The organism is Vibrio hepatarius (genome assembly GCF_011806575.1).
Lineage (GTDB): Bacteria > Pseudomonadota > Gammaproteobacteria > Enterobacterales > Vibrionaceae > Vibrio > Vibrio hepatarius_A.
In genome coordinates this window covers 73,441-82,253 of the sequence record NZ_JAATOO010000023.1, presented here as the reverse complement: position 1 = coordinate 82,253, position 8,813 = coordinate 73,441, and the positions used below count along the sequence as shown (strand labels likewise).

Genomic DNA, 8,813 nt, shown 5'->3' with positions numbered 1-8,813 from the left:
GGTCGGTGAAGAGGGATTCGAACCCCCGACCCTCTGGTCCCAAACCAGATGCGCTACCAAGCTGCGCTATTCACCGACGATATTTAGTCTTTTACTAGCTTTACCTGAGGGTCACCCCCTGGTCCCGCTAATCCAAGACCTCGATGCTCTACCAAACGTAGTATTCACCGATTTTGTTTTATCTCGACTTTCATCAAGATTGGAAGCAAAGCTACCAGAATAATGGGGTGGCTAACGAGACTTGAACTCGCGACAACCGGAATCACAATCCGGGGCTCTACCAACTGAGCTATAGCCACCACTGAAATTTTACCGACTTATCCTCCGGGGAATGGTACGCCCGAAAGGATTCGAACCTTCGACCTTTGGCTCCGGAGGCCAACGCTCTATCCAACTGAGCTACGGGCGCATGCCCTATCGGCGGAGTGGAATAATACGTATATCACACTAGGTCGTCTAGTACTTTTTCAACTTTTTTTATCGTTTGGCGCCTTTTTGGGCAATTAAAGTGTGATAAACCCCTATTTCCCATTAGATAACTGATATGAAGGGGGTATCTTGCTGTTTATTGCAACAAGTTATCAGGATATAATCACCCATTATTTACATTGATTTAACAGGAAATCGCCTGTTTCATCAACGCCACACTCTAATAAAAGGTAAGCACGAACTTACCTTCAGGAATGTAAAGTGAGTTTAATGGATATGTCTCGAAAAATCTTAACCGCTTTGGTCGCTGCAATTACTTTTTCTAGCGCATCTTTTGCAGCCAATATTAGCCAAGAAGAACATGACGCGATTGCAAAACGTATTAAACCTGTCGGTGATGTATACCTAGCAGGTTCGGAACCAGTTGCAGCTGAACCAACAGGCCCACGCGATGGTGCGACAGTATACGGTACTTTCTGTATTGCTTGTCACGCATCTGGTGTAAGTGGCGCGCCTAAAACAGGTAACGCTGATGACTGGGGTCCTCGTATTGCACAAGGTAAAGACGTACTAAAAGACCACGCTATCAACGGCTTCAACGCGATGCCAGCTCGTGGTTCATGTATGGACTGTTCAGACGATGAAATCGTTGCCGCTATCGAGCACATGATCGCTGGTCTGTAACCTAAGAACAACACGGATTACAAGAAGGGCTTGGTGACATCACCAAGCCCTTTTTTATTTTTTGTTGAACATCGCACGAAGGTTTGCGATGTGCGCCTGCCCTTTTGCCATACGCTCTTCTTGGCTTTGCGGCTTTTTCTTCACTTCCCATTCGACATCGTCAAAGGGCAGCTCATCAAGAAAACGACTTTGGGTTGGCTTGATCAGTTCACCAAATTGACGGCGCTCTTTACACATAGTGAACGTCAGCTCTCGCTGGGCACGAGTGATCCCTACGTACATTAGACGTCGCTCTTCTTCGACATTATCTTCATCAATACTGGTTTGGTGCGGCAAGATCCCTTCTTCGGAACCAATCAAATAGACGTAAGGAAATTCCAAACCTTTCGACGCGTGCAACGTCATCAACTGGACTGCGTCGCTATCGTCATCTTCTTCACCACGCTCCATCATGTCTCGCAGCGTCAGCCTTTGCACCACCTCTTTTAGCGTCTTTTCTTCTTGGTCGTAATTGTCCCCTTCTAAATCAGAGACGATCCAAGAATAAAGGTCAGAGACGTTCTTCATTCGCATCTCGGCCGCTTTCGGGCTCGGCGACGTTTCGTACAACCAATCTTCATAGTTAATGTCGCGCACCAACGAACGCACCGCTTCAACCGTATCACCACGCTCCGCTTGGTCTGCAATCTTCACCAACCAAGAGGTGAAACGTCGTAAGTTTTCCAATCCGCGGCCTGTCAGGTGTTGCTCAAGCCCCATTTCAAAACTGGCTTCAAACAGGCTTTTGCTACGCATATTGGCGTAACTGCCTAGTTTTTCTAGCGTTACCGGGCCAATCTCACGACGCGGAGTATTCACAATACGTAAAAAGGCATTGTCATCGTCCGGGTTCACCAACACACGTAGGTAAGCCATGATGTCTTTGATTTCAGCGCGTGCAAAAAAGGACGTACCGCCGGAGAGCTTATAAGGCACACGGTTTTGCATCAGTGACTTTTCAATCAAACGCGACTGATGGTTACCACGGTACAAAATCGCATAATCTTTATAGTCGGTGCGATTAAGGAACTTATGGGCAATCAATTCACCAGTCACGCGCTCCGCTTCATGGTCTTCATTTTTCGCCATCAATACTTTGAGCTTTTCCCCATCCGGAATTTCTGAGAACAGTGATTTCTCGTACACGTGAGGGTTATTGGCGATCAGAATGTTCGCCGCACGTAGAATTCGACTGGTAGAACGATAATTCTGCTCGAGCTTTATCAGCCTTAAATTTGGGTAATCCTCACCTAATAGCACCAAGTTCTGTGGTTTCGCGCCACGCCATGAATAGATCGACTGATCGTCATCCCCTACGACAGTTAGACGTCCACGCTCACCGACCAACAGCTTAACCAACTCATATTGGCTGGTGTTGGTATCTTGGTACTCATCCACCAACAAGTAGCGAATACGGTTTTGCCAGCGTTGACGCACTTCTTCATTATTACGCAGGAGCATTACTGGCATCAGGATCAGATCATCAAAATCAAGTGCGTTATACGCTTTCATCTGCTTTTGGTACATCTCAAAGCAGAAGGCAAATAACTGTTGCTGCTCACCTTTCGCCGCGGCTTTGGCTTGCTCAGGCGAGAGCATGTCGTTTTTCCAGTTAGAGATGGTACTCAACAGTTGTTTGAGTAGGTCTTTATCACCGTCGAGCTGCTTTTCTGTCAGCTCTTTCAGCAGCGCCATCTGATCTTGGTCATCAAACAGTGAAAACCCTGCTTTTAATCCCAGCGCTTTGTACTCGCGTTTGATGATATTGAGGCCGAGGGTGTGAAACGTCGACACCATCAGACCTTTGGATTCATTTTTGCCCAGCGTCTGTCCTACACGCTCTTTCATTTCTCGAGCAGCCTTGTTGGTAAACGTCACCGCTGCGATGTTGCGTGCTTTGTAGCCACACTGCTGAACTAAATAAGCAATTTTATTGGTGATAACACGTGTTTTGCCTGAACCAGCACCGGCCAATACGAGGCAAGGTCCCGATACATATTTAACGGCTTCATCTTGTCTTGGGTTCAGCTTCATACGTGTCTCTAAGCAAAAAAGGGTGGCGCTTATAATAATGGCGAGTTGGGTCGATTGCCACGTTTATCATTCCCCTGTCATCTATACGCTTTAGTCTTCTTCCCAAGAAATTCAAAAATAGCTAAAATTTTTATTGCACACCTGTGCAGCTTTCAGTCTATAATGAATGAACGTTCATTCACTTAGAGTGTAACTATGTCTATTAATCCAGCCTTAGATAAGAAAGAGCAGATACTCTGTGCCGCCGAAAGGCTTATCGCAGAACTGGGACTTCAAGGCTTTTCGATGCAAAAACTGGCCAGCGAAGCCGATGTTGCAACGGGGACCATCTATCGTTATTTCACAGATAAAGACCACTTGTTAGACGAAGTGAGATTGAACGTAGCGAAGCGCATTGCGACAGCAGTTCAAGCAGGCGTGAGCGACGATATGCCTTTAAAAGCGCGTTACCGAAAAATGTGGCTCAATATTTGGCGTTTAGCCGGTTCAAATGTAGACACTTTGCATAATCGCGTTCAATATGAATCTCTGCCATGTGCAAACAATAGAACAACGCTGGAATTAGAGCGGAAAATGTTTGACCAAGTAGAGAGACTATTTACACAAGGCAAAGAGCAAGGAGTGTTTAAACCACTCGATAACCGAATTCTTTCCGGGCTAAGCTTCGAAGCGACCGTTGCGCTCGCTCGCAGTCATGCCATGGGATTTTATCAACTGGACGAAGCAGCCATAGAAGCTGCGATTGAAGCCAGTTGGGACGCAATCATTCAACACTAATTGGAGTTCTAACCAGAATGAAAAAGTGGACCTTCTTTATGTTACTTATCGCGATACTGCTGTTCGGCAGCGTGATAGGTTTCAATCTTTTCAAACAACAGAAGATTGCCGAGTATATGGCGAATCGTCCAGAAGCTGAGTTCCCAGTTACCGTCACCGAAGTTAAAGCAGTGGACTGGGTGCCTGTGATTGAGGCGATTGGTTTCATCGAGCCAAACCAAGGTGTCACTGTTGCCAACGAAACCAGTGGCGTAATTGACAAGATCGCCTTCGAGTCAGGGACTCAAGTGAAAGAAGGTCAAGAATTAGTGCTTCTGGACTCAGCTGTCGAAAAAGCCAACCTAAAGAGTGCGGAAGCGAAACTTCCGGCAGCCGAAGCGAAGTACAAGCGCTACCAAGGTCTGTACAAGAAAGGCTCTATCTCTAAAGAAGCTTACGATGACGCTGAAGCGAACTACTTCTCTCTTCGCGCCGATATCGAGAGCTTAAAAGCAGCGATTGACCGCCGTGAAATCAAAGCACCATTCTCTGGTGTGGTTGGTATCCGTAACGTTTATCTAGGTCAGTACCTGCAAGCGGGTACAGACATCGTGCGCCTTGAAGATACTAGCGTGATGCGTCTGCGTTTCACGGTGCCGCAAACCGATATCTCTCGTATTCATATGGATCAAGAAGTCGACATTTTTGTTGATGCTTACCCAGAGATGGCGTTCAAAGGCTCAATCACAGCGATCGAGCCTGCTGTTAACGTACAAAGTGGTTTGATTCAAGTTCAAGCGGATATCCCGAACAGCGACGGTAAACTGCGTAGCGGTATGTTTGCACGTGCGAACATCATCCTGCCGAAACTTGAAAACCAAGTCACTCTTCCACAAACCGCCATTACCTTCACGCTATACGGTGACAACGTTTATATCGTATCTGACGAAGATGGTGAACAGCGTGTAACACAGCAAGTGGTTAAAGTGGGTGAACGTACTAAAGACATCGCACACATTCTTGAAGGCGTGAAGCCTGGTGATGTGGTTGTAACGTCGGGTCAGGTTCGTTTAAGTAACCACGCAAAAGTTCGTGTAGTAGAAAGCAATGCAACTACTCCACCAGCTGAAACACCAATGCTGTAATCGGAGGCTTCATGCGCTTTACTGATGTTTTCATTAAACGTCCAGTTTTAGCGGTATCGATCAGCTTTTTGATCGCATTGCTTGGTCTACAAGCAATCTTCAAAATGCAGGTCCGTGAATACCCTGAAATGACGAATACAGAAGTAACGGTTTCGACCAGTTACTACGGTGCCAGTGCCGACCTTATCCAAGGCTTTATTACTCAGCCATTGGAACAAGCCGTCGCGCAGGCAGACAATATCGACTATATGACGTCTCAATCGGTACTTGGCCGTTCAACTATCACGGTAAAAATGAAGTTGAATACTGACCCGAACGCGGCGCTGTCAGACGTACTAGCAAAAACTAACTCGGTTCGCTCTCAGCTTCCTAAAGAAGCGGAAGACCCGACAGTAACCATGTCGACGGGTTCGACAACCGCGGTACTGTACATTGGTTTTACTAGTGACGACCTGTCTTCAAGTCAGATCACCGACTACCTAGAACGCGTAATCAACCCACAGTTGTTTACCGTTAACGGTGTATCGAAAGTTGACCTGTACGGTGGTATGAAATACGCACTACGCGTATGGCTAGACCCGGCGAAAATGGCAGCATTTAACCTGACCGCGACAGACGTAATGGGCGTACTAAGTGCCAACAACTACCAGTCTGCAACTGGTCAGGCTATCGGTGAGTTCGTGCTTTACAACGGCAGCGCCGATACACAGGTATCGAACGTTGATGAGTTGAAAAATCTCGTTGTGAGCACTGACGACGGTAACGTAACTCGTCTAAGCGATATTGCAAAAGTGACGCTCGAGAAGAGCCACGACTTGTACCGTGCGAGTGCGAACGGCCAGGAAGCAGTGGTTGCAGCGATCAACGCGGCACCAAGTGCTAACCCTATCAACATCGCCGCAGACGTCCTAGACTTATTGCCTCAGCTAGAACGTAACCTGCCAAGCACGATCAAGATGAACGTGCTGTACGACTCAACGATTGCGATCAACGAATCGATTAGCGAAGTTATCAAAACTATCGTTGAAGCAGCGATCATCGTACTGGTAGTAATTACGCTGTTCCTCGGTTCATTCCGCGCGGTAATCATCCCGATCGTCACTATCCCACTCTCTTTGATTGGTGTAGCGATGGTAATGCAGTCAATGGGCTTCTCTTGGAACCTAATGACGCTACTGGCGATGGTACTGGCAATCGGTCTGGTGGTGGACGATGCGATCGTTGTACTGGAGAACGTCGACCGACACATCAAACTCGGAGAATCTCCGTTCCGTGCGGCCATCATTGGTACACGTGAAATTGCGGTACCGGTTATCGCGATGACACTGACGCTGGGTGCAGTATACGCGCCGATCGCGCTGATGGGTGGTATCACAGGCTCGCTATTTAAAGAGTTCGCGTTAACCCTAGCGGGTGCGGTATTCGTATCGGGTATCGTCGCACTGACCTTATCACCAATGATGTGTTCAAAAATGCTGAAAGCTCACCAAGAGCCGAGCAAGTTTGAGCAAACCGTGCATAGCGTGTTAGACCGTATGACGGGTCGTTACGAGAAGATGCTGGGTGCAGTAATGCAACACCGCCCAGTGGTAATCGGTTTTGCTTTGATTGTATTTGCCAGCCTACCAATGCTGTTCAAATTCATTCCGAGCGAACTGGCTCCGTCTGAAGATAAAGGTGTAGTGGTATTGATGGGTACAGCGCCATCAAACACAAACTTAGACTTTATCCAGAACACTATGAGTGACGTAAACCGCATCCTTTCTGAGCAACCAGAAGTGCAATTCGCTCAGGTGTTCTCAGGTGTGCCTAACTCAAACCAAGCATTCGGTATCGCTTCGATGGTTCCTTGGAGTGAGCGTGAAGCAAGCCAAGCTGAAGTAACAGGCCGTGTGGGTGGATTGGTTGCCGACGTACCAGGAATGGCAGTAACGGCGTTCCAAATGCCTGAACTACCAGGTGCAGGTAGTGGTCTGCCAATTCAGTTTGTTCTCACTACGCCAAACGCGTTTGAAAGCTTGTTCGCTATCGCAACAGACGTATTGACCGAAGTGAAGTCTAACCCGATGTTCGTCTACTCAGACCTAGACCTGAACTACGACTCGGCGACGATGAAAATCAACATCGACAAAGATAAAGCGGGTGCATACGGCGTTACGATGCAGGACATCGGTGTAACGCTAGGTACTATGATGGCGGATGGTTACGTTAACCGTATCGACCTAAATGGCCGTTCGTACGAAGTTATCCCTCAGGTAGAACGTAAATGGCGCCTAAACCCAGAGTCGATGAACAACTACTACGTGCGTGCAGCTGATGGCAACGCGGTTCCACTGAGCAACCTAGTAAAGATTGACGTGATTGCTGAGCCACGCTCACTGCCTCACTTCAACCAGCTGAACTCAGCAACCATCGGTGCAGTACCCGCACCGGGCACGGCAATGGGTGATGCGATTAACTGGTTCGAGAACATCGCTGAAACAAAACTGCCAAGCGGCTACAACCATGACTACATGGGTGAAGCTCGTCAGTTCGTGACCGAAGGTAGCGCACTGTACGCGACGTTTGGTCTAGCATTGGCGATCATCTTCTTGGTTCTGGCGATTCAGTTTGAATCTCTGAAAGACCCAATCGTGATCATGGTGTCGGTTCCTCTTGCGGTATGTGGTGCGTTGATCGCTCTGGCGTGGGGTGCTGCGTCGATGAACATCTACTCACAGGTAGGTCTGATCACACTGGTGGGTCTGATTACCAAGCACGGTATCTTGATCTGTGAAGTAGCCAAAGAAGAGCAACTGCACAATAACTTAGGTAAGACAGAAGCGGTAATGGAAGCGGCGAAAGTTCGTCTGCGTCCTATCCTAATGACAACCGCAGCAATGATCGCGGGTCTTGTACCACTGATGTACGCGACAGGTGCGGGTGCGGCTCAGCGCTTTAGTATCGGTATCGTAATCGTTGCTGGTCTAGCGATTGGTACTCTGTTTACCCTATTCGTACTACCAGTGATCTACAGCTACTTAGCTGAGAAGCACAAGCCACTGCCTGTTTTTGTCGAGGACAAAGACCTGGAAAAGTTGGCACGCGTTGATGAGGCAAAAGCCGCACAACGCGAACTCGCTGATAATCGCTAAGAGTTAAAAACGCAAAAGGCCACTTCGGTGGCCTTTTTTATTGTCTGGTATAAGGTGTATCTGGTTCGATTTTTTGTTATCTAACTAGCGACTTTCCCGTATCAATTACATAGAATGTAGCCAAAGAGACAGGAGTTTTAGTCACCATGTTTGACCCAAAGAAACTAGAGCAAATCGCTAAACAAATTCACGACTCTATGCCAGCACCTGTAAAAGAGCTGGGCGCAGACGTCGACCAAAAAGTTCGCCAAGTAATCCAAGGTCAGCTAAACAAGCTGGACGTGGTAAGCCGTGAAGAGTTTGATGTACAAACACAAGTGCTACTGCGCACTCGCCAAAAGCTAACTGAAATGGAAGCGAAACTGGCAGAACTTGAAGCGAAGCTCGCAGACAAGTAAGCATCGGCTTCGACCAGACCCAAAAGGCTGACACTAAAATGTCAGCCTTTTTTATTGCTCTGACAAAACAAAAAGGCTTGGTCAACGGAGACCAAGCCTTCTAATTAGATGTTGTGTTTTATTTTGTATTTATCACTCCAGTCTGCCTGGAGTTCTTTTACTGCGTTACTTTAGGTTAAGTTAATTACGCAGTA

Annotated in this window: 6 protein-coding genes and 3 tRNA genes; 5 read left to right on the top strand and 4 right to left on the bottom strand. The window is 47.5% G+C overall.

The features are described 5' to 3' along the window. Window positions 1-2: 2 nt before the first annotated feature. The 3 genes from HCZ42_RS16970 to HCZ42_RS16960 all read right to left on the bottom strand — a co-directional run bounded on the left by HCZ42_RS16970 (window position 3) and on the right by HCZ42_RS16960 (window position 409). Window positions 3-76, bottom strand: a tRNA-Pro gene (locus tag HCZ42_RS16970). Window positions 77-223: 147 nt separating this feature from the next. Then, a tRNA-His gene (locus tag HCZ42_RS16965) sits at window positions 224-299 on the bottom strand. 33 nt (window positions 300-332) lie between these two features. Beyond that, window positions 333-409, bottom strand: a tRNA-Arg gene (locus HCZ42_RS16960). A 290-nt stretch (window positions 410-699) separates the two neighbouring features. Here HCZ42_RS16960 and HCZ42_RS16955 point away from each other — a divergent pair. Continuing rightward, window positions 700-1,113 carry a c-type cytochrome gene (locus HCZ42_RS16955; protein WP_167421966.1) on the top strand — a complete coding sequence of 138 codons (414 nt, stop codon included), beginning with the start codon at window positions 700-702 and terminating at the stop codon, window positions 1,111-1,113. Window positions 1,114-1,167: 54 nt separating this feature from the next. Here HCZ42_RS16955 and rep read toward each other — a convergent pair whose 3' ends face one another. Then, window positions 1,168-3,186, bottom strand: coding sequence for a DNA helicase Rep (gene rep / locus HCZ42_RS16950; RefSeq protein ID WP_167421962.1), 2,019 nt, complete (start codon window positions 3,184-3,186; stop codon window positions 1,168-1,170). A gap of 195 nt (window positions 3,187-3,381) precedes the next feature. On the opposite strand from rep, the gene HCZ42_RS16945 reads away from it, so the two are divergent. The 4 genes from HCZ42_RS16945 to ubiK all read left to right on the top strand — a co-directional run bounded on the left by HCZ42_RS16945 (window position 3,382) and on the right by ubiK (window position 8,619). Continuing rightward, the gene (locus HCZ42_RS16945) at window positions 3,382-3,963 is read left to right on the top strand and encodes a TetR/AcrR family transcriptional regulator (RefSeq protein ID WP_167421961.1); all 582 of its coding nucleotides are present in this window, start codon (window positions 3,382-3,384) and stop codon (window positions 3,961-3,963) included. 17 nt (window positions 3,964-3,980) lie between these two features. Then, a complete protein-coding gene (locus tag HCZ42_RS16940) occupies window positions 3,981-5,087 on the top strand; it encodes an efflux RND transporter periplasmic adaptor subunit (protein WP_167421960.1) in 1,107 nt (368 codons plus the stop codon). An 11-nt stretch (window positions 5,088-5,098) separates the two neighbouring features. Then, window positions 5,099-8,221 carry a multidrug efflux RND transporter permease subunit gene (locus HCZ42_RS16935; RefSeq protein WP_167421959.1) on the top strand — a complete coding sequence of 1,041 codons (3,123 nt, stop codon included), beginning with the start codon at window positions 5,099-5,101 and terminating at the stop codon, window positions 8,219-8,221. A gap of 146 nt (window positions 8,222-8,367) precedes the next feature. After that, on the top strand, window positions 8,368-8,619 hold the full coding sequence (gene ubiK, locus HCZ42_RS16930) for a ubiquinone biosynthesis accessory factor UbiK (protein ID WP_014230445.1): 252 nt from the start codon (window positions 8,368-8,370) through the stop codon (window positions 8,617-8,619). The last annotated feature ends 194 nt before the right edge of the window (window positions 8,620-8,813 follow it).